The organism is Mesorhizobium sp. ESP6-5, assembly GCF_020164695.1.
Taxonomy (GTDB): domain Bacteria; phylum Pseudomonadota; class Alphaproteobacteria; order Rhizobiales; family Rhizobiaceae; genus Mesorhizobium; species Mesorhizobium australicum.
On the sequence record NZ_JAIUGR010000020.1, the window covers coordinates 1 to 21,438 of the forward strand.

Annotated in this window: 17 protein-coding genes and 1 tRNA gene; 11 read left to right on the forward strand and 7 right to left on the reverse strand. The window is 63.6% G+C overall.

Going from position 1 to position 21,438, the window contains the following annotated elements:
- Positions 1 to 44 precede the first annotated feature (44 nt).
- Together rhaS and LB524_RS26725 are read right to left on the reverse strand one after the other, a co-directional pair.
- Entirely contained in the window at positions 45 to 1,040 is a 996-nt protein-coding gene (rhaS, locus tag LB524_RS26720) for a rhamnose ABC transporter substrate-binding protein (RefSeq protein WP_015319234.1), read from the reverse strand.
- Positions 1,041 to 1,094: 54 nt separating this feature from the next.
- A complete protein-coding gene (locus tag LB524_RS26725) occupies positions 1,095 to 1,898 on the reverse strand; it encodes a DeoR/GlpR family DNA-binding transcription regulator (protein ID WP_224531304.1) in 804 nt (267 codons plus the stop codon).
- A gap of 188 nt (positions 1,899 to 2,086) precedes the next feature.
- Here LB524_RS26725 and LB524_RS26730 point away from each other — a divergent pair, with 188 nt between their 5' ends.
- The 3 genes from LB524_RS26730 (at position 2,087) to ggt (ending at position 7,543) form a co-directional block, all read left to right on the forward strand.
- Entirely contained in the window at positions 2,087 to 4,189 is a 2,103-nt protein-coding gene (locus LB524_RS26730) for a bifunctional rhamnulose-1-phosphate aldolase/short-chain dehydrogenase (RefSeq protein WP_224531306.1), read from the forward strand.
- A gap of 112 nt (positions 4,190 to 4,301) precedes the next feature.
- Positions 4,302 to 5,594, forward strand: a complete 1,293-nt coding sequence (gene rhaI, locus LB524_RS26735) for an L-rhamnose catabolism isomerase (RefSeq protein WP_224531309.1) — start codon at positions 4,302 to 4,304, stop codon at positions 5,592 to 5,594.
- 215 nt (positions 5,595 to 5,809) lie between these two features.
- Positions 5,810 to 7,543, forward strand: a complete 1,734-nt coding sequence (ggt, locus tag LB524_RS26740; protein ID WP_015319230.1) for a gamma-glutamyltransferase — start codon at positions 5,810 to 5,812, stop codon at positions 7,541 to 7,543.
- Between the two features lie 81 nt (positions 7,544 to 7,624).
- Here the strand turns inward: ggt and LB524_RS26745 are convergent, their stop codons facing one another.
- Entirely contained in the window at positions 7,625 to 7,966 is a 342-nt protein-coding gene (locus LB524_RS26745; protein ID WP_015319229.1) for a hypothetical protein, read from the reverse strand.
- Between the two features lie 271 nt (positions 7,967 to 8,237).
- Between LB524_RS26745 and LB524_RS26750 the strand changes: the two genes are divergently transcribed.
- From LB524_RS26750 to LB524_RS26760, 3 genes are read left to right on the forward strand one after another with little or no spacing between them, the layout of a single operon-like run.
- Positions 8,238 to 9,164, forward strand: coding sequence for an ABC transporter substrate-binding protein (locus tag LB524_RS26750; RefSeq protein ID WP_015319228.1), 927 nt, complete (start codon positions 8,238 to 8,240; stop codon positions 9,162 to 9,164).
- Positions 9,157 to 11,205, forward strand: coding sequence for a Fe(3+)-hydroxamate ABC transporter permease FhuB (gene fhuB, locus LB524_RS26755; protein ID WP_224531312.1), 2,049 nt, complete (start codon positions 9,157 to 9,159; stop codon positions 11,203 to 11,205). Before LB524_RS26750 ends, fhuB begins: the two co-directional genes overlap by 8 nt.
- A 28-nt stretch (positions 11,206 to 11,233) precedes the next feature.
- Entirely contained in the window at positions 11,234 to 12,094 is an 861-nt protein-coding gene (locus tag LB524_RS26760) for an alpha/beta hydrolase (protein ID WP_224531314.1), read from the forward strand.
- A 9-nt stretch (positions 12,095 to 12,103) separates the two neighbouring features.
- Here the strand turns inward: LB524_RS26760 and LB524_RS26765 are convergent, their stop codons facing one another.
- The 3 genes from LB524_RS26765 to LB524_RS26775 all read right to left on the reverse strand — a co-directional run bounded on the left by LB524_RS26765 (position 12,104) and on the right by LB524_RS26775 (position 14,122).
- A complete protein-coding gene (locus LB524_RS26765) occupies positions 12,104 to 12,538 on the reverse strand; it encodes a hypothetical protein (RefSeq protein ID WP_015319225.1) in 435 nt (144 codons plus the stop codon).
- Between the two features lie 463 nt (positions 12,539 to 13,001).
- Positions 13,002 to 13,077: transfer RNA gene (locus tag LB524_RS26770), tRNA-Phe, on the reverse strand.
- Positions 13,078 to 13,249: 172 nt separating this feature from the next.
- Positions 13,250 to 14,122 (reverse strand): helix-turn-helix domain-containing protein, encoded by an 873-nt coding sequence (locus LB524_RS26775; protein WP_224531316.1) that lies wholly within the window; start codon positions 14,120 to 14,122, stop codon positions 13,250 to 13,252.
- Between the two features lie 104 nt (positions 14,123 to 14,226).
- Between LB524_RS26775 and LB524_RS26780 the strand changes: the two genes are divergently transcribed.
- From LB524_RS26780 to LB524_RS26800, 5 genes are all read left to right on the forward strand, one after another.
- Entirely contained in the window at positions 14,227 to 15,498 is a 1,272-nt protein-coding gene (locus tag LB524_RS26780; RefSeq protein ID WP_140660714.1) for an ABC transporter substrate-binding protein, read from the forward strand.
- A 94-nt stretch (positions 15,499 to 15,592) separates the two neighbouring features.
- Positions 15,593 to 16,453 carry a carbohydrate ABC transporter permease gene (locus LB524_RS26785; RefSeq protein WP_015316252.1) on the forward strand — a complete coding sequence of 287 codons (861 nt, stop codon included), beginning with the start codon at positions 15,593 to 15,595 and terminating at the stop codon, positions 16,451 to 16,453.
- Positions 16,450 to 17,286 carry a carbohydrate ABC transporter permease gene (locus LB524_RS26790; protein ID WP_140660715.1) on the forward strand — a complete coding sequence of 279 codons (837 nt, stop codon included), beginning with the start codon at positions 16,450 to 16,452 and terminating at the stop codon, positions 17,284 to 17,286. Before LB524_RS26785 ends, LB524_RS26790 begins: the two co-directional genes overlap by 4 nt.
- Before the next feature lie 8 nt (positions 17,287 to 17,294).
- Positions 17,295 to 18,374 carry an ABC transporter ATP-binding protein gene (locus LB524_RS26795; protein WP_224531319.1) on the forward strand — a complete coding sequence of 360 codons (1,080 nt, stop codon included), beginning with the start codon at positions 17,295 to 17,297 and terminating at the stop codon, positions 18,372 to 18,374.
- 36 nt (positions 18,375 to 18,410) lie between these two features.
- On the forward strand, positions 18,411 to 20,438 hold the full coding sequence (locus LB524_RS26800; RefSeq protein ID WP_224531321.1) for an aldo/keto reductase: 2,028 nt from the start codon (positions 18,411 to 18,413) through the stop codon (positions 20,436 to 20,438).
- A gap of 17 nt (positions 20,439 to 20,455) precedes the next feature.
- Here the strand turns inward: LB524_RS26800 and LB524_RS26805 are convergent, their stop codons facing one another.
- Positions 20,456 to 21,331 (reverse strand): AraC family transcriptional regulator, encoded by an 876-nt coding sequence (locus LB524_RS26805; RefSeq protein WP_140614689.1) that lies wholly within the window; start codon positions 21,329 to 21,331, stop codon positions 20,456 to 20,458.
- Positions 21,332 to 21,438 lie beyond the last annotated feature (107 nt).

Below are 21,438 nucleotides of genomic sequence, written 5' to 3' on the forward strand. Positions count from 1 at the left end.
CGGCGGGACGTGAGTCCCCCCGCGGCAACTTGAAAGCTCCGAGATCAATAGATCTTGGAGAACTTCTCGATGTTGCTCTTGTCGAACTGGAAGGGCGGAGCCATCGCGGCCGAGTTGGTGTCGTCGAGCGTGACCTTGCCGACGCGGCCGATCGACAGCGTCGCACCCGGCTTGGCCTCTTCCTTCTTCACCGCCAGGTCGTGGGCGAGGTAGACGGCGGAGTAGCCGAGGTCGATCGGGTTCCACAGCGCAACGGCCTGGCTGGCGCCGTTGTCGATGAACTTCTTGAACTCGGACGGCAGCGCCAGACCGGTGACGTTGACCTTGCCGATCAGGTTCTCGTCGGTGACGACCTGGGCGGCGGCGACGACGCCGACGGTGGTCGGCGCGATGATCGCCTTGAGGTTCGGATAGGACTTCAACAGGCCCTTGGCTTCGTCCGTGCTCTTGGCCGAATCGTCATCGCCATAGACTGTGGCGACGAGCTTGATCTTGGGGAACTTCTCCGGCAGCACCTTCTTGGCCGCTTCGATCCAGGAATTCTGGTTGGTCGCGGTCGAGGAGGCCGACAGGATGGCGACATCGCCGCCTTCCGGCAGATAGTCGGCGGCAAGCTTGATGATGGTCTCGCCGATCAGGCCGGTGTCGGACGGGTTGAGGTGAAGCTGGCGGCCTTCCTTGGCGACGCCCGAATCCCAGGAGATGACGGTGATGCCGCGTTCCATCGCCTTCTTCAGCACCGGCACCAGCGCGTCGGCGTCATTGGCCGAAATCGCGATGGCGTTGACCTTCTGCGCGATCAGCGAATTGACCACTTCGATCTGCGCCTCGGCGGTCGCCTTGGTCGGGCCGGTGTAGATGATGTCGACGTCGCCGAGTTCCTTAGCCGCCTCTTGCGCGCCCTTGTTGGCGGCATCGAAGAAGCCGTTGCCGAGGGACTTCACCACCAGCGCGATCTTGACGTTTTCCGCGTAGGCGGCATTCACGAACATGGCGGCCGAGAAGGCCGCCGTCACCATCAGTTTCTTCAAGAAGCTCATCGAATTTCCTCCCTTGAGCGTTGCATTCCATCGCCGCTGCGGGCGTGAGGTGTCTCAGGCCTGCAGTGAAGATTCTTCTTTTGTCGACTTGCGGGCGACGATCAACGTCACCCCCGCGGCTTCCAGCATCTTTGCCTCGCGGTCCTCGATGCCGTCGTCGGTGATGACGGTGGCAATGCGCGAAAGACCGCACAGGATCAGGCTGGAGCGTTTGCGGAATTTCGAGGAATCGACCAGCACCACCAACTCGTCGGCCTGGTCGATCAGCTTCTGCTCCGCCTGGATCAGCAGTGGATCGCCTTCCATCAGGCCGAGCGGCCCCAGTCCCTGAGCGCCCATGAACATGCGGCGTGCGTAGAAATTGCGCGTCACGTCATTGTCGAAGGGCGACAGGATGATGTTCTGCTCGCGATAGATGGTGCCGCCCGACAGCATGACCGTGTTCTTGGAGTGCTTGAGCAGGTGCTCGGCGATCGGGAACGAATTGGTGAAGATCGGCATGCGGAGGCCGGTCAGGAAATGCACCATCTGGAAGGTGGTGGTACCGCCATTGATGATGATCGGCTCGCCGTCCTTGCACAACTCGACCGCTTCACGAGCGATCCCCCGCTTCTGCGCCGCGTTGAGCGTTTCGTTGACGGAGAAGGGCCGGCCGGCCAGCCCGATGAACTGCGGCGGCGATATTGCTTCAGCACCGCCGCGCACACGGCGCAGGCGCTTCTGGACATGGAGAGCCGCGATGTCGCGCCGGATCGTCGCCTCGGACGATTCCGTCAGGTCGACCATTTCCTGCACCGTCACCACAGGTTTTTCCTGGACGGCGGACAGAATGATCCTGTGGCGCTCTTTTTCGTGCATGGTTCCTCCCTGCCTCAGCATCTAGGCACCCAATCCGAGCAGTGTCAATCATTTCCGATCATATAATTTCATTGTGCAGTGCAATATGATTGATATTGATCGTTTGTGATTGACAAGCTCGTCTCTTGCGTAGACATTCCCGAGCGAAAAAGGAGCGCATGGTGCGCGCTCCAAAGGGAGGATTACCTATGCTCGACAAGCGCTCCGGCTCGCGCCTCGCCAATCTGTGGGACGACGCGAAGGCGAAGGGGATGAGCGAGCCCGAGCTGCTGGTCTATCGCTCGAACACGCTCGGCTCCGACAAGCGCGTCACCAATTATGGCGGCGGCAACACCTCCTCGAAGATATGGCAGAAGGATCCGCTCACCGGCCAGGATGTGGAAGTGCTGTGGGTGAAGGGGTCGGGCGGCGACAGCGCCTCGATCAAGCTTGATGGCTTCGCAACGCTCTACATGGACAAGCTGCGGGCGCTGAAGGGGCTTTATCGCGGCGTCGAGCACGAGGACGAGATGGTGGGCTATCTTCCCCACTGCACCTTCAACCTCAATCCGCGCGCGGCCTCGATCGACACGCCGCTGCACGCCTATGTGCCGAAGCCTTTTGTCGACCACATGCATCCCGATGCCATCATCGCCATCGCCGCCGCCAAGGATTCCAGGGTGCTGACGAACGAGATATTCGGCGATGCCATTGGCTGGCTGCCGTGGAAGCGGCCGGGCTTCGAACTCGGCCTGTGGCTGGAGAAATTCTGCGTCGAACACCCCACCGCCAAGGGCGTCATCCTCGAAAGCCACGGCCTGTTCACCTGGGGCGATACGCCGAAGGAGTGCTACGAAACGACGATTTCGGTGATCAACCAAGCGATAGAGTGGTTCGAGCGCCGCTCCGAAGGCGTGGCGATCTTCGGTGGGGAGGTGGTGAAGTCGCTCGATGCGGCTGCCCGCCGAGCGATTGCCGCCAAGCTGATGCCCAGGATTCGCGGCCTGGTCTCGGAAAAGAGCCACAAGCTTGGCCACTTCGATGACTCGCCCGCCGTGCTCGAATTCGTGAACTCCAGGGATTTGCGCCCGCTGGCAGCCCTCGGCACCTCGTGCCCGGACCACTTCCTGCGCACCAAGATCCGCCCGCTGGTGATCGAATTCGATCCCGCAAAGCCCGACGTCGATGCCGTCATCGCGCGACTCGCCGACGACATTGCCGAATATCGTGTCGGCTACCAAGCCTATTACGACAGCTGCAAGCATGCGGACTCGCCTGCTATCCGCGACCCCAACGCGGTGGTCTATCTGATGCCCGGCGTCGGCATGTTCACCTTCGCCGGCGACAAGGCGACAGCGCGCATCTCGGGCGAATTCTACGTCAACGCCATCAACGTCATGCGCGGTGCGTCGACCGTCTCGTCCTATGTCGGCCTGCCGGCGCAGGAGGCCTTTGACATCGAGTATTGGCTGCTCGAGGATTTGAAGCTGCAGCGCATGCCGAAGCCGAAGTCTCTCGCCGGCCAGGTCGCGCTGGTCACCGGCGGCGCCGGCGGCATCGGCCGCGCCACGGCCAACCGCCTGCTGCGCGAAGGCGCCTGCGTCGTGCTGGCCGATATCGACGAGGCGGCACTCGCCGGCGCCAACGAGGAACTGGCAAAAGCCTATGGCAGGGATTTCGTCCGCCCAGTTCTCATCAACGTCACCTCGGAGGACCAGGTCGTCGCCGGCTTCGCCGAGACGGCCGTCGAGTTCGGCGGCATCGACGTTCTGGTCTCGAATGCCGGCTTGGCATCGTCGGCGCCGATCGAGGAGACGACCCTGGCGCTGTGGAACAAGAACATGGACATCCTGTCCACAGGCTATTTCCTGGTCTCCAGGGAAGCATTCCGGCTGTTCCGGGTACAGAAGATCGGCGGCAACGTCGTCTTTGTCGCCTCCAAGAATGGCCTGGCGGCATCGCCCAACGCCGCCGCCTACTGCACCGCCAAGGCCGCCGAAATTCATCTCGCCCGCTGCCTGGCGCTGGAGGGCGCGGAAGCCCAGATCAGGGTCAATGTCGTCAACCCGGATGCGGTGCTGCGCGGCTCGAAGATCTGGACCGGCGAGTGGAAGGAACAGCGTGCCGCCGCCTACAAGATGTCGACCGACGATCTGGAAGAGCACTACCGCTCGCGTTCGATGCTGAAGCGCTCCGTCTTCCCGGAAGACATCGCGGAGGCGATCTATTTCCTCGCCTCCGACATGTCGGCCAAGTCGACCGGCAACATCATCAACGTCGACGCCGGCAACGCACAGAGCTTTACGCGGTAGCCGCTCGCCGGCGCTCACGCTGGCCCCTTCTCTCCCGTCGCTATACGGGGAGAAGTTTCCGGCAGGCGGATGAGGGGCGCCGCCGACCGAATGCATTCTGGGAGGAACAGCAGTGTCCGAATCCATCATCTCCGCCGACATCGTCGCCAGCAGTAACGCCGCGCGCAAGATTGACCTCGAGCGTGACTATGCCTCACTCGGCGAGCGCCTCGACCGACGCGGCATCGCCATCGACTCTATCCGCGACAAGGTGGAAAAGTTCGCGGTCGCGATCCCGTCCTGGGGCGTCTGCACCGGCGGCACCCGCTTCGCCCGCTTTCCCGGCGCCGGTGAGCCGCGCGACATCTTCGACAAGATCGAGGATTGCGCTGTCATCCAGCAGTTGACGCAGGCGACGCCGGCCGTGTCGCTGCACATTCCTTGGGACAAGGCCGATCCGAACCGGCTGAAGCAGGCGGCCTCCCGCTTCGGGCTTGGCTTCGATGCGATGAACTCCAACACCTTTTCCGACGCGAAGGACCAGACGCTTTCCTACAAATTCGGTTCGCTGTCGCATGCCGACGCCGACACGCGTCGTCAGGCGGTCGAGCACAATCTCGAATGCATCGAGATCGGCAAGACGCTTGGGTCGAAGGCGCTGACGGTGTGGATCGGCGACGGCTCCAACTTCCCCGGCCAGGTCAATTTCGCCAAGGCGTTCGAGCGCTATCTCGATGCCATGAAGGAGATCTATGCCGGGCTGCCGGACGACTGGAAGCTGTTCACCGAACATAAGATGTATGAACCTGCCTTTTACTCCACCGTCGTGCAGGACTGGGGCACCAACTACATCATTTCAAGGGAGCTCGGCGACAAGGCCTTCTGCCTGGTCGACCTCGGCCATCATGCGCCCAACGTCAACATCGAGATGATCGTCTCGCGGCTGATCCAGTTCAAAAAACTTGGCGGCTTCCATTTCAACGATTCGAAATATGGCGACGACGACCTCGATGCCGGGTCGATCGACCCCTATCGGCTGTTCCTGGTTTTCAACGAATTGGTCGATGCCGAGCTGTCAGGCGCCGAGGGGTTCGACCCCGCCCATATGCTCGACCAGAGCCACAATGTCACCGATCCGATCGAAAGCCTGATGTTGTCGGCGGTCGAGGTGCAGCGCGCCTATGCGCAGGCGCTGCTGGTCGACCGAAAGGCGCTTGAGGGGTTCCAGGACGGCAATGACGCACTGATGGCGACGCAGACGCTGAAGGCGGCCTACCGAACCGATGTCGAGCCGATCCTTGCCATGGCACGGCTGAAGACAGGTGGCGCCATAGATCCGGTCGCCGCATACCGGGCGGCGGGCTATCGCGCCAAGGTCGCGGCGGAGCGGCCAGCCGTCGCAGGTGGTTCCGGCGGGATCGTTTGAGGTAGAGCCGATCTTCCCCTTTGCGGGGGAGATGTTCGGCAGGACAGAGGGGACGCTGTCGCGCCGACGTCCGAAAGTTGGCGGTCCTTCACGCCTCCTCTGCTCTGCATCTCCACCACAAGCGAGCAGTCACCAACCCGTGAATGTCTTCATTGAAGATGGACTCGATCGCTCCAAGTAGCTCTTCTAGGCAAGCACCACTTGGAGAACCCGCCATGCATCTCACCCGTAGGACATTGATCGCCCTCGGTCTTTCCATCGCCTTCGCCTTTTCGCCATCGGCTTTCGCCGCGTCGCCGGCACCGGCCAAGGGCGAGAACGGCATGGTCGTCACGGCCCAGCATCTGGCTTCCGAAGTCGGCGTCGAGGTGTTGAAAAAGGGCGGCAATGCCGTCGATGCGGCGGTCGCCGTCGGCTATGCCTTGGCCGTCGTCTATCCCAATGCCGGTAATATCGGCGGCGGTGGCTTCATGACCATCCGCTTCAAGGACGGCAAATCGACCTTCCTCGATTTCCGCGAGCGGGCGCCGCTTGCCGCGACCAAGACCATGTATCTCGACAAGGACGGCAACCCGGTGAAGGGCGCTAGCCTGGACGGCTATCTCGCGGTCGGCGTACCAGGCTCGGTGGCTGGTTTCGAGATGGCGCGCCAGAAATATGGCACCTTGTCCAGGCAGGACCTGATGGCGCCGGCGATCGCCTATGCCAGAGATGGGTTCGTCCTCAACCAGGGCGATGCGGCTTCGTTCGCCGGCAGCGCCGAAAGGCTGGCGAAGGACCCAGCGGCGGCGGCGGCCTTCCTCAAAATCGATGGCAAGCCCTATGGCGTCGGCGAGAAGCTGGTTCAGCCCGACCTTGCCGCGTCGCTCTCGGCCATTTCCGAGAGAGGTCCCGATGCCTTTTACAAGGGCGCCATCGCCGACGCCATCGTCAAGGCGAGCGGCGCCAAGGGCGGTATCCTGGCCAAGGGTGATTTCGAACAATACGCGGTGCGCGAGTTGAAGCCCGTCACCTGCTCCTATCGCGGCTACGAGATCATCTCTTCGCCGCCGCCGAGCTCAGGCGGCGTCATCATCTGCGAAATCCTCAACGTGCTGGAAGGCTATCCGCTGTCCTATCTCGGCGCCGGCTCGGCCGAGACCGTCCACGTCATGGTCGAGGCGATGCGCCACGCCTATGTCGACCGCAACTCCGCGCTCGGCGATCCCGATTTCGTCGACAACCCCGTCTCCAGGCTGCTGGACAAAGCCTATGCCAAGGACATCCGCGACAAGATCGATCCGTTCCGCGCCGGCGTGTCGCAGGATCTGATGCCGAAGGGCTTCGGCGAGTCGAAGGAGACGACGCATTATTCGATCATCGACAAGGACGGCAACGCGGTCGCGGTCACCTACACGCTGAACGGTTCGTTCGGTGCCGGCGTCGTCGCCGACGGCACCGGCATCCTGCTCAACAACGAGATGGACGACTTCACCCAGAAACCCGGCGTGCCCAACCTCTATGGCCTCGTCCAGGGCGAAGCCAATGCCATCCAGCCGAAGAAGACGCCGCTGTCCTCGATGAGCCCGACCGTGGTGGCCAAGGATGGCAAGCCGTTCATGGTCATCGGCAGCCCAGGCGGCTCGCGCATCATCACCATCACGCTGGAAGCCATCGTCAACGTGATCGACCACGGCATGAACATCCAGGAGGCGATCGACGCGCCGCGCATTCATCACCAATGGCTGCCCGATACCGTCTATGTCGAGCCGTTCGGCCTTTCGCCGGATACAGAAAGACTGCTGGCCGGGATGGGCTATCGCCTTGATCTCAGTGACCAGGGCTGGGGCCAGGCGGCGGGCATTCTCGTCGGCGGCAAGAGCCTGGTGGAAATCGAGAAGGGCGGCGGCGCCCGCTACAATGGCGCCATCGACAGCCGCGCGGCATCGGGCGAGGCGCTCGGATATTGACAGGCCGCAAGACGGTTGCTTTCCGGATGAGGCCGGATTCCGCCTTTCGGGACCGGCCTCCGCCTCATGGCCCGGGAGCCGTCAGGTCACCAGCGTGATGGTCGACGCGATCAGCATCAAGGCGGCGATGCCGACGAACAGCGCATAGATGCGTGGCCGGTCGAGCAGCAGCGCGTTTCCCGATATCCAGGCCGACGTGGCACCGCCCAGCGCAAACAGGAACCCGTTGCGGTGGCCGAAAGTCATCGACGCGGCCATCAAGCCGCCGATGATCAGGGCGCCGAACACGATGATCACGGCGACCGCGTACTTCTCGAAGTCGTTATTGCCGATCCCTGGTCCGATCGCGTTCAAATTCGGCAGGTCGTCCGGATCGAAGGGGTTCGCCGACCCGTATTCGTCTTGACCCATGGATTCTCGCATCACTTGATCTCCGCTGACCGGCAACAAACCATCAACGCCTGCCGAGCGCAACCCGATCACGCTGTGGCGGATGCGCCCGGCACCGCCTCCGGCCCCTTTTCGGGGATAGTTTGCTGACGGATTTTAGGAGCTGTTGCCGGATCGCGTCACCTGCCTTCTTGGGGTTTGTCGCCGCCGGCCTCGTCTTAAAACTTGACTAAGAATATCCTGTTTAATAGTCAACTCGGATTGGTCGCCGGAGACCAGGGCCCCGGGCAACAGGCAAGCCAAGTTGAATACAGATCATCAACCCCGGCCAGGAGAGGTCAATCGTCCGCGCGTCCGGATCACGCGTCGCCACGCGCTCGCGCTGTTCACTCTGCCGTTCACCGGCGTCGTGACGCCAGCCGCGGCCAGCCCGCCGCGCATCGTCTGCCTCGATGACGGCTTGGCGGAGACCTTGCTCATGCTCGGCATCACGCCGGTCGCTATCGCCGACCGTGAGGTCTGGGAAAGGTGGGTGGTCGAGCCGCCGCTGCCGCCCCAAGTCGCCGACATCGGCACGATCCTGGAGCCCAATCTCGAATTCCTGCAACAGCTTCGTCCCGACATCATCCTCTCCATCCCTTATCTCGACGGCATCAAGCCGCTGCTCGAGCGCGTGGCACCGGTGACGACGATCGGCATCTATACGCCGGGCGGTCAGCCCTATCAGCGCGCCATCGAGGCGACCCGGCAATTGGCCAGGCTTGTCGGCAAGGAAAGGGAGGGCGAGGCGCTGATAGCGGCGACGGAGGCGCATTTTTCGACCATCAAGCAGCAGCTGGAACCGCTTTCGGCGCGGCCGATCTATGTCGTCAGCTTCCTCGATCCGCGCAATGTGCGCGTCTATGGCGAAAAAAGCCTGTTTCAGGCGGTGTTCGACCGCATCGGCATCCGCAACGCCTGGGCCGGAGAGACTAATTACTGGGGATTTGCAACCGTCGGTATCGACGGGCTGGCAACGTCTGATGATGCGCGCCTTGCCTATCTCGAACCCTTGCCCGAAGGGGCGGGCGGAACGCTGACCGAGAGCCCGGTCTGGAATGCCATGCCGTTCGTGCGCAAGCGCTCGATCATGCGCCTGCCTGCGGTGCTGATGTTCGGCACGCTGCCCTCGGCGAGCCGTTTTGCCCGCCTGCTGGCCGCGGCGCTGACGGCGGAGACCGCCCGTGGTTGAGCAGGAAGCGATCTTGCCCGACAATGCCGTCCTCGTCCGCGGTCGCACCCCGTCGCCTCGCATACCAGGCGGATATCCCCTGGGCGCGATCCTGCTTTGCGTCGTGCTTCTCTGCGCGGCCGGCGCCGCGACCCTCTCCAACACGAGCGTGCAATTGCCGCCGGCACTCTGGCTGGGGGCGCTCGCAAGCCCCGATGTCGAGGATATCAGGCAGGTGCTCGTCCACTACGCTTTCCTGCCCCGGCTCGCCGTCAGCCTTCTCTGCGGTGCGGCCCTCGGACTGGCCGGGACGGTGCTGCAGCAGGTTTTGCGCAATCCGCTCGCCTCGCCCGAAACCGTCGGCGTCTCGGCCGGCGCCTATCTGGCGCTGGCGCTGGCGACGCTTCTGGCGCCGTCGCTGCTTGCCTTCGGCCGCGAATGGGTGGCGCTTGCCGGCGCCTTCACTGCCCTTGCGGCGGTCCTGGCGCTCTCCTGGCACAAGGGCCTGTCGCCGCTTTCGGTCGTGTTGGCCGGGCTGGTCGTCAGCCTTTATGCCGGCGCCATCGGTGCTGCGTTTGTGGTGCTTCGGCATGAATGGCTGGCCAGCCTGTTCCTCTGGGGCGCCGGTTCGCTCGGCCAGCAGGACTGGTCGGTGACGCGGTGGCTCTTGCCGCGCCTTGGCGGTGCCGCGCTGGCGATCGGCCTCATGGTGCGGCCGCTGACTCTGCTTGGCCTCGACGACGAAGGCGCGCGCAGCCTCGGCGTCCCGCTCGGTGCCTATCGCTTCGCCGGACTGGCGGCGGCGGTCGCCCTGATCGCTTTCGTCGTTGCCGCCATCGGCGTCATCGGCTTCGTCGGCCTTGCCGCCGCCACGCTCGCGCGCATCGGCGGCGCCCGCCGGCTAGGCCAGCAACTGGTGATGGCGCCGCTGATCGGCGCGGCACTGCTGTGGGCCGCGGACCAGGGAGTGCAGGTCGCGACCGGGCCACAGGGCGACCTGCTGCCGACCGGCGCGATGACGGCGCTTCTCGGCGCGCCTCTGCTTCTTTGGCTTCTGCCGCGCCTCGCGCTTGGCGCGGAAGCACCGGCACTCGCCGCCGAGCGCTTGCCCAGAACGAAAAGGCCCGGCCTTGTGCTGGCGGCGATCGGCGGCCTCCTGCTTTTGCTGCTCGTGCTGGCGCTGCTCTACGGGCCGGGCACCGATGGTTGGACATTCGCGTCCGGCGATCAGCTGCGGCCCTTGCTGGCCTGGCGGCTGCCTCGAGTGTCCGCGGCACTTGCCGCCGGCGCCATGCTGGCGCTGGCCGGGCTGATGATGCAGCGGCTGACCGGCAATCCGATGGCCAGCCCCGAGGTGCTCGGCATCAGCGCCGGCGCTGCGCTCGGCATGATGGTGGCGCTGTTCGCGCTCGCCGATGCCAGCCGCCCGGTACAGACCCTGGCCGCCACGATCGGCGCCTTCGCCGCCCTTCTGGTGACGCTGGCGATCGGTCGCCGTACCGCCTATGCGCCAGAGCGGCTGCTGCTTGCCGGTGTCGCCTTGACGGCCCTGTTCGACGCGCTGATCCTGGTGCTCACCGCCACGGGCGATCCGCGCGCCATGCTTTTGCTCAATTGGCTCACCGGCTCGACCTACGGCGTCGACGCCGGCTCGGCGCTTCTGACCTCGACGTTTGCCTTTTGCCTGTTCCTGCTCGCACCGTTCTTCCTGCGCTGGCTGGACATGCTGCCGCTCGGCTCCGCCGCGGTGCAAAGCCTCGGGGTCAACCTCAAGGCAACACGGCTGCTGGTGCTTTTGATGGTGGCAGCGCTCACCGCCGCCTCGACCCTGGTCGTCGGGCCGCTGACCTTCATCGGCCTTATGGCGCCGCACCTGGCGTGGCGCCTTGGCCTGTCGCGTGCGCTGCCGCAAGCGATCGGCGCGATGCTTGCCGGCGCGCTGATCATGGTCTGCGCCGACTGGATCGGCCGCACCGCCATCTTCCCGCGCCAGATTCCGGCCGGCCTCGTCGCGACGCTGATCGGCGGCCCCGTCCTGATGTGGCTCTTGCGCCGCCGCTGAGCCTTGTCCCGTGGAGATATCCAAGCCGATGGCGACGCCAGCCTTGATTGCCGACACCACCGTCCACGACTTCGTTGGCAAAAGCGGAGGCGATCCCTGGCGGGTCTTCATCCATGTGCCGTCGGGGCCAATGCCCGAGGCCGGCTGGCCGGTGCTCTACATGACCGACGGCAACGCCGTTATCGGCACGGCGGTCGACGCGATGCGCGCGCAGGCCCCCTATCCCGCCGGCACCAATGTCGGCTGGGGCGTCATCGTCGCCATCGGCTACCCCGTCGAGGGCGCCTATGACCCGCTGCGCCGCTCATGGGATCTGGGGCCACCGCCGGGCAGGACCTATCCGCCCTTCCACGAGGGCACGCCGGAAGTCAGGACCGGCGGGGCGGGGGATTTTCTGGCCTTCATCAAAGCCGAGCTGAAGCCGTGGGTCGCCAGCCGGACCAGGATCGACGAGAGCCGCCAGGCACTTTACGGCCACTCTTTCGGTGGCCTGTTCGCGCTCTACGCCCTGTTTACCCGCCCGCTCTCATTCAGCACCTTCATTGCGGCCAGCCCTGCCATCTATTGGGAAGATCGCGTTATCGACCGCTTTCTCGAAAGGTTCGAAGCCGCTGTTCCCGACGGCCTGAAAGCCGACGTAATCCTGTCGGCCGGAGAGTATGAGACCGAAAAGCTGGCGCCGTTCCAGGTCGGCGCGGAAGACGAGGAAAAGCGCCTGGCGCAGAAAAAGCTCATCCTTACCGACGAATTCGCCAGGGCGATGGCGGAACGCCTCGACGCGCTCCCGGGCCTGCGGGCAAGCTTCGAACTCCATGCCGGCGAAAACCACATGTCGATCCTGCCGGTGACGGTCAACCGGGCGGTGCAGGCGGCGTTCGCGGTGCGGTAGAATTTCTATTCAGCGCGCAGGCGGCAGTTCGAACAGTTTTGCGCCGTTTTCCTGGCCGCGCTCGACATAGCCGATAATGCCGAACCACCTGGCGACGTCGGGCCCTTGGAGCCAACTGCGCGAGTGGATTGGAAGGTTGCCGGCAAGCGCCTGGATGTGCCTGATATGCCGCTTGCAGAAACGGACGGTCGAGCCGCGGAAGAAATCCTCCCGCGCGGCGAACAGCGTATCGGCGGCGTCGCTGTTTTCATGCCAGGCAATGATCGCCACGGCCTTCTCGCCCTCGACAAGCGCGTGCGCGCGGCCTTCCTTCAAATTCATCATCAGATTGTCGTAGGCGATCTTGCTGTCCTTGCCGGCCGCCGCGTACTCGTCCGACATCCGCTTCGACAGGCCATGGAAGACATCCTCGAGATCCCCAAGCGTTGCTGCGCGTGCTCTCATTTCACCTCCTGCAGCCCCGGCAGGGAGTTTGCCCTAGGGTTGTGGGATCACCAAGCAAATTGAATCCTTCACAAGCCCGGCGAAGGCAAAGTCGTTCCGTCCATCGATCTTTGTGACAGGGCGGGCACCCGCACCAAGCCGACAGAAGGCTTCGGCCTCCCGGTTCTTTAAGACACAAGGGAACAAGAGCCTGTGGTTGCGGTTAACTGGATATGCTAGCCAAGATCCAAGAACCACGGCCGAAGCCCGGCCCGCAGCCACCCGTCCGTCGGCCGGACAAGGAAGCACCGTCAGAGCCTGAGCATGTCGATCCGCCACCACGAGACGTGCGAGAGGCACCTGCACCAAATCCCGATGGCGACAAGAAAACCTAAGCGACGACACGCGAACGCCCGTGCAACAGGCGCATGCGATTGATAGCGATCAGGTGGTCACGCCATAAGCGCTTGGATTTTTAAAATGATGGTGCCCAGAGGCGGATTCGAACCACCGACACGCGGATTTTCAGTCCGCTGCTCTACCAACTGAGCTATCTGGGCCTGTTCCGGCTAACGAAAACTCGCGCTCCGGATTTCATGAAGGCACCGTGGGCGCCCCTTGAAAGCGCGTGGGTTATAGCATGGGAATCCGGCCTGTCCAGCGCCCAGATGTGGATTTCCCGCAGGAAAAGAAATGTCGCCCGATGGGTCGGTTTCCATGTCGTGCGCCCGCCTATCTGGCGCTTGGCAGCCCCTTGCGGAAGTCGGATGGGGTCATGCCGGCCAGCTTGCGGAAGGATTTGTTGAAGGCGCTGAGCGAGCCGAAGCCCGAGTCCATGGCGACCCGCAGCACATTGGCGTCCTGATGCATCAGAAGCGCCTGCGCGTAGCTCAGCCGCAACAGGTTGACATATTCGTTGAGCGTCATGCCGGTTGATTTCTTGAACAGGCCCATGGCGTATTTGGGGTGGATATCGGCGGCGGCCGCTATGTTCATGCAATCGATGTCGTAGAGGAAATTTTCGGCGATGAAATCGCACATGCGCCCGACATTGCGTGAGGACTGCTGGTCGAAGGGGCAGCCCGCCTCCTGCCCGGCGGCGTTTTCCGGCACCAGCCGATAGGGCTCGAACCGCACCCGCTCCAGCCGCAGCAGGAGTTCGTTGACGGCATGCTCGGTCTTGGCCGGGTCGCCCGAACGGGCGTAGCGGTTCCAGCGGGCGAAATTGTCATTGTCGGATTGATCGGTGGCGCTTGTCACCAGCGTCGCACCCGTCATCAGCCGGTGGCGTATATCCGCCGGCAGGTGCAGCCGGAAGAAATGCACCAGCGGCAGGTGCGCGCCGGCATAGACGGCGTCGTCGCTCAAATCGTCCATCTGGTGCGGCAGGCCGCCCCAGAACAGGCACATCTCGCCGGCCGAGAGCGAGATTTCGTGCTCGTTCATGCGGTAGTGGACGGAGCCGCGGACGATGAAATTCACCTCTACCTGGGCATGCCAATGCGGCTTCAGCATCACCAGCGGATTGGTGTGGAACATCTGCAACAGCAGCGGCAGGCCTTCCACACTGCTGGCACCAGGCTGGTAAAACGGCCGTTCGGGCATCTTACTTTCCGCCAATTTCGTATTCCCTTTGTCGGGGACAGGCCTTTGCCGGTGCCTAGTCTAGCCAGGCTCGCAGAGAGAGCAAATGAAATGGGAGGATTTCAATGCGCATCACACTGTCCTGCGCCGCGCTCGCGCTTGCCTTGGGCTCAGCCCCGGCCTTCGCGCAATCCGGCGAAATCACCATCTGGAGCTGGAACATCGCCGCCTCGTCGCTGAAGGCAACGGTTGCCGGTTTCAACAAGGTCCATCCCGACATCAAGGTCACGGTCCAGGATCTCGGCAACCAGCCGACCTATGACAAGTCGATCGCCGGGTGCGCGGCCGGCGGCGTCGGCCTGCCTGATATCGTGACCATCGAGAACGGCGAGGCCGAGAATTACTGGAGCCAGTTCCCCGACTGTTTCGTCGACCTGCACACGTTGGGCTACACGGCGGAAGACCAGAAGAAATTCCCCGATTTCAAGCGTACCGAACTCGAAGTCGGCGACAAGGCCTATGCCATGCCGTGGGATTCCGGCCCGGTCGCCGCCTTCTATCGCCGCGACTTCTATGAAAAGGCCGGCGTCGATCCGGCATCGATCAAGACCTGGGACGATTTCATCGCCGCCGGCAAGAAGATCCAGGCCGCCAATCCAGGGGTCTCGATGACCAATGCCGATTTCAACGGCGACAGTGAATTCTTCCGCATGATCTCCAACGAACAGGGCTGCGCCTATTTCGCCGAGGACGGCCAGTCGATCACGGTCAACCAGCCCAAATGCGTCGACGCCATGACCAAGGTCAAGGAGATGAAGGACGCGGGCATCGTCTCGTCGGCCGACTGGGGCACCAAGATCACCAACAACACCGCCGGAACCGTCGCCACCCAGGTCTATGGCGGCTGGTACGAAGGCACCATCCGCACCGAATCGGCCGGCGAAAACGGCAAGTGGGGCGTCTACCTGATGCCGAGCCTGACCGCGGACGGGCCGCACGCCGCCAATCTCGGCGGTTCGTCGCTCGCCATCACCTCGGCGTCGAAGAACAAGGAAGCGGCCTACGAGTATTTGAAATACACGCTCGGCACCAATGAAGGCCAGATCACCATGCTGAAGGAGTTCGGCCTCGTCCCATCACTGGTCTCGGCCCTGAACGACCCTTACGTCAGCCAGGGCCAGCCCTACTGGGGCGGCCAGGCGGTGTGGAAGGATATTCTGGGCACCTTGCCCAAGGTCGTTCCGAGCCGCGGCACGCAGTTCCAGAGCGATGCCGAGATCATCGTGCGCGCCGTGCAGACCAAATACCTCGCCGGCGGATATCCCGACGCCAAGGCGGCACTCGACGATGCCGCCAGCCAGATCGCCTCGGCGACTGGGCTGCCTGTCAAGTCCTGAACTCCCAGGACGGGGTCCGGGACGGCAGCTATGCCGTCCTGGACCCGCCGCTTGCACGCTTGCTTTCAACACCAGGGATGAAGGAGGACAAAAGATGCGCGCCCGCAATGCCACGGCCTATCGCTTCCTTACGCCCTATCTCCTGATCTTCGCCATCTTCTGGGTGTGGCCGATCATCTCCTCGTTCCTGATCTCGTTCCAGGCGACGCGCACCGTGCCGTGGCGCTTCGCGCCCGGTTTCAACTGGGGCCGGCTGGTCGGCGACCCCGCCTTCTTCAACGCGCTGAAGAACACGCTGCTCATCCTCGTCATTCAGGTTCCGGTGATGATCGCGCTAGCCATGGTGATGGCGGTGCTTCTGAATTCGCCGCTGCTCAAGGCGCGCGGCCTCTACCGCTTCGCCTTCTTCGCCCCGGTGGTGGTCGGCGAAGTCGCTTATTCGGCGGTGTTCCGGCTGATGTTCAGCCTCGATTTCGGGATCGTCAACAAGCTGCTGAACAGCATCGGCCTGCCCAAGGTCGACTGGTTTTCCAATGTCACGCCGGCCATGGCGCTGATCATGATCGCGGTCACCTGGCGCTGGGCCGGCTACAACGCCATCATCCTGCTGGCCGGCATGCAGTCCATTCCCGAGGATGTCTACGAGGCAGCGACGCTCGACCGGGTAAGCAAGCTCAAGCAATTCTTCTACATCACCCTGCCGCTGTTGAAGCCGGTCATCGTCTTCTGCGCCGTGCTGTCGATCATCGGCACCATGCAATTGTTCACCGAGCCGTTCCTGATCACCGAGCGCGGCGGGCCGGGCGGCGGCACCGAGACGCTCGGTCTGCTGCTTTACCGCCAGGGCTTCCGCTCGCTCAATTTCGGCTATGCCTCTGCCGTCGCCTACACCATGGCCGGGCTGGCGATCGCCATCACGCTGGTGCAGCTATGGCTGACGAGGGAACCGAAATGAGTTCGCTCTCGTCGGCAAGACTGAAACGAAGCATCGCACTGCACCTGTTCCTGACGCCGCTGGCGCTGATCTGGTTGTTTCCGCTGTGGATGATGGTGGTGTTCTCGACCATGCCCGACAATGGCATATTCAGCCCGGGCATCGAACTGCTGCCGCGCGGCAATTTCATCGACAATTTCAACAATTTGCAGCGCGACACAGACTTCGTCGGCGCCATCGTCATCTCCGTTTGCGTGGCGGTGACCTACACCGTCTTGTCGGTGCTGTTGACCTCGATGGCCGGCTGGGCGCTGGCCCGCTACCAGTTCTTCGGCAAAAGCGTGGTCGTGGCCATCATCCTGGGCACCATCACGCTGCCCTATGCGGTGGTGCTGATCCCGCAATTCATCATGGTGGCGCGCGACTTCAAGCTTGCCAACACCTGGGTGGCGCTGATCGTGCCGCCGCTGTTCAATTCGCTGGGCGTGCTGTTCATGCGCCAGAGTTTTTCGATGATGCCGGACGATCTGTTCGATGCGGCCCGCGTCGAGGGCGTCAAGGAGTGGCGGATCTTCGTCTTCATCGCCTTGCCGCTGGCGCGGCCGATGCTGGCGGCGCTCTGCATCATCCTGTTCCTCGCCTCCTGGAATAATTATCTGTGGCCACTTCTGATCAACAGCCAGCCGGGTTCGATGACAGCACCCGTGGCGCTTGGCACGCTGATCGGCCTGACCAAAGTGTCGTGGGGCGGCATCATGGCGGGCGCGGTCATGCTGACCGTGCCGATGCTCATCGTCTTCGTGCTCCTGCAGCGCCATTTCATCGCCGGCATCGCCGCCGGCGCGGTCAAGTAAGGGGCAGAATGGCAACCGTCACGCTCACCAATGTCGCCAAGCGCTTCGGCGCGTTCGAAGTCGTCCACGGTGCCAACATCGACATCGCCGATGGCGAGTTTGTCGTCTTCGTCGGCCCGTCGGGCTGCGGCAAGTCCACGCTGCTCAGGATGATCGCCGGGCTGGAGGACATCAGCGGCGGCGAGATCGCCATCGGCGGCAAGGTGGTCAACGATGTCGAGCCCGCCGACCGCGGCATCGCCATGGTGTTCCAGTCCTACGCGCTCTATCCGCATATGAGCGTCGAGCAGAATCTCTCCTTCGGGCTGCGCATGACCGGCAACCCCAAGACCGACACCGAGCGGCGGGTGAAGCGCGCGGCCGAGATCCTGCGCATCAGCGAATTGATGGATCGTCGTCCGAAAAAACTTTCTGGTGGCCAGCGCCAGCGTGTCGCCATCGGCCGCGCCATCGTGCGCGAGCCGCAAGTGTTCCTGTTCGACGAGCCGCTCTCCAATCTTGATGCCGAACTGCGTGTCCAGATGCGGGTCGAGATTTCAAGACTCCACAAGGAACTCGGCGCCACCATGGTCTATGTCACCCACGACCAGACCGAGGCGATGACGCTGGCCGACCGGATCGTCGTGCTGCGCGCCGGCCATATCGAGCAGATCGGCAGGCCGCTGGAGCTCTATGACAATCCCGACAATATGTTCGTGGCCGGCTTTGTCGGTTCGCCGAAGATGAATTTCATCAAAGCCCATATTGTCGGGCGTGATGAAAAAGGGGTCGTGGTCGAGCTGGCCGGCGAGGAGAAGACCCGCATCACGCAACGGTTGAAATGCGCAGGGCCTGAACTGGGTAGCAAAGTCATCGTCGGCGTGCGGCCGGAACATTTTGGCAGCGCCGGTGAAGGCGACGCCGACCTCACCGCCGCCATCGACGTGGTCGAGCATTTGGGCGGCACGAGCTTCCTCTATGCCCGAACGACCCATGGCGAGGATGTGGTGATCCAGCGCGACGCGGCAAAGGTTCCCGACACCTCGGAGGTCACCGTTTCCATCCGCAAATCCTACCTGTTCGACGAAAAGGGGCTGCGGCTGCGCTGACCGGCCGCCCCTTTCCAAGCCCGCAAGGAGAATGACATGACTGCATCAACGCCCATTCGCTGGGGGATTCTTGGGCCGGGCGGCATCGCCAAGGCCTTTGCCGGCGGCGTCGCCGGTTCGCGCACCGGGAAACTGGTCGCCATCGGCGCGCGCAACCCCGGCAAGCCGGGTCTGGCCGAGAGCTTTCCAGGCGCCCGCATCCTCGACGGTTACGACGCTCTTCTCGCCGATCCGGAGATCGACGCGATCTATATCGCGGTGCCGCATCCCGGCCACGCGCAATGGGCGATCCGGGCGGCGGAAGCCGGAAAACATGTGCTTTGCGAAAAGCCGCTCGGCCTGACCGCCTTCGAGGCAGATGCCATGATGCATGCGGCGCGCAAGGCCGGCACCTTTCTCGGCGAAGCCTTCATGTACCGGCTGCATCCGCAGACGCTGCAACTGGTAGGCCTGGTCAAGTCCGGCGTCATCGGCGAGATCAGGATGATCAAGTCGAGCTTCGGCTTCGCCATGCCTGATTTCATGCCGGAGCACCGGCTCTACGCCAACGACCTCGCCGGCGGCGGCATCCTCGACGTCGGCGGCTATCCCGTGTCGATGGTGCGTCTCATTGCCGGCGCTGCCGCGGGAGAGCCATTCGCCGAACCCGACAAGGTGGTGGGCGCCGCCCATCTTGGCCAGTCCGGCGTCGACGAATGGGCCTCCGCTGTCCTGCATTTCCCCGGTGGCATCGTCGCCGAGGTTTCCTGCAGTATCTCGCTGAACCAGGACAACGTCCTGCGCATCTTCGGCACCAAGGGCCGCATCGAGGTGCCGGACTTCTGGTTCGCCGGCGGCGACCGCGATGTCGGCCTCGGCCGGATCGACGTGATCGGCGCCGACGGCGCGCAAGAGACCATCAGCGTCAACGAGAAGCGCCATGTCTATTCCTTCGAGGTCGATGCCGCCGGCGAGGCGATCCGCGCCGGGCGACAGGAATTCGCCTGGCCGGGGATGGGCTGGGCCGACAGCCTCGGCACCTTGCGCGTGCTAGACAGATGGCGCGCGGCGGTGGGGCTGGAGTACGAGATCGAGAAGGCCTCGCTGCGCACCAACACCGTCTCCGGCCGACCTCTGCGGCCCGGCGGCACCGCGATAGGCAAGCGCACCATTCCGGGCCTGCCGAAACCGACCTCCGTGGTGGCGCTCGGCTTCGAGGATTTCCGCACCTTCTCCTCCGGGTCGATCCTGCTCGATGCCTTTTTCGAGGCTGGCGGCAATCTGTTCGACACCGGCTACGTCTATGGCGGCGGCTACACCGAGACGCTGCTCGGCCAATGGCTGAGAAACCGTGGCGTGCGCGAGCAGTCGGTGATCATCGCCAAAGGCGCGCACTCGCCGCTCTGCTATCCCGACGTGATCGCAAAGCAGCTTGCCCAGTCGCTCGACCGTCTGCAGACCGACCATGTCGACATCTATTTCATGCATCGCGACAATCCGGACGTGCCGGTCGGCGAGTTCGTCGACGCCATGGACGCGGAGGTCAAGGCCGGGCGTATTCGCGGTCCCTTCGGCGGCTCCAACTGGACGATGCAGCGCATGGACGAGGCCATTGCCTATGCCGAGCGCACTGGCAAGCAGAAGCCCGGCGCGCTCTCCAACAATTTTTCGCTGGCCGAAATGCTGGAGCCGATCTGGGCCGGCTGCATCACCTCCTCCACCGACGACTGGAAAGCCTGGCTGACATCCAGGAAGATGCCGAATTTCGCCTGGTCGAGCCAGGGACGCGGCTTCTTCACCGACCGCGCCGGGCGCGACAGGCTGGACAGCGAGGAACTGGTGCGGGTCTGGTACTCCGAGCGCAATTTCGGCCGCCGCGACCGGGCGATCGAACTCGCCGCCAGGCTGCGCAAGAGCCCGATCCATATTGCGCTGGCCTATGTCCTCAACCAGCCTTTCCCATCGGTCCCGTTGATCGGGCCGCGCACGCTGGGCGAACTGGACGACAGCCTGCGGGCGCTGGACATCGCGCTTTCGCCGGCCGAACTCGAGTGGCTGGACGGCGGCAGCCTGCACGCGGCCTGATTAGGTCTCAAGCGGCGTCAGGTCTCGTCGTCCGACACCTTGGCGCCGCGCCTGGCCGGCGTTCGCAAGCTGGCATACATGCCGGTGGTGCGGAACTGGCTGGGCGTCGTGCCGTAGAGGCGGCGAAAGACCTTCGAAAAATAATTCGCATCCTCGAACCCGCACAGGATGGCCACTTCCTTCACCGGCAGGAAATCCGCCTTGGTCAGCAATTTCGCCGCCCGCTGCAGCCGCTGCTGCAGCACGAACTCGGCGGGCGGCAGGCCTTCGCTCTCGGCGAAGCAGCGTGAGAAATGAGCCCGGCTCAGTCCGCTGATCTGGACAAGGTCCGCCACCGGCAGGGCTTTGTCGAGATTGGCGTTGATATGATCGATGACCGGCTGCATGGCACTCTGTTTTTCGGCAAAGGCGTGCGAGCCGAACACATCGTCGTAGAGCGCCATCGCCGCCTCGTAGGCGATCGCCGAAGCAGCGCCTGGAGAAGCGGCCCCTTTGATAAGACGCAGACTGCAATCGGCAAGATGATCGATCGTCGCCGGCTGCAGCCGAAAGACCGGTCCCGACACGTCGAGGATCGACTTGTGGACGCGCAACGCCTCCTCGCCGTTCATCGAGATCCAGAAATATTCCCAGCGCTCGCCCCTGGCCAGCCAGTAGCGGTGGTTGTGCGGCACCAGCACCAGCAGCGTGTCGTTCGTCTGCAGGCGGTAATCGCGGTTTTCGTAGCGCAACCGGCCGGTACCGCCGATCGTATGCTGCAGGACGGTGAACGGTGTCTGACCGCGCTTTCGCCCGTCCCAGTCATAGGTCACGTCCTCGCGCACCTCATAGCCCGTGCTCGTCGGCATGGCATGCAGGCGCTGGCGGCCGCGCGGCAGCGAGACGGTCCGCATTGACTCTCCGTTAGCGATTAAATCCCGCAGCACAAAATTACCCCTGAAAGCATAATCCTTCTCTGGCCGCGCCCGCGAATAAGCGCATAATCGCGCCTCGAAGAACG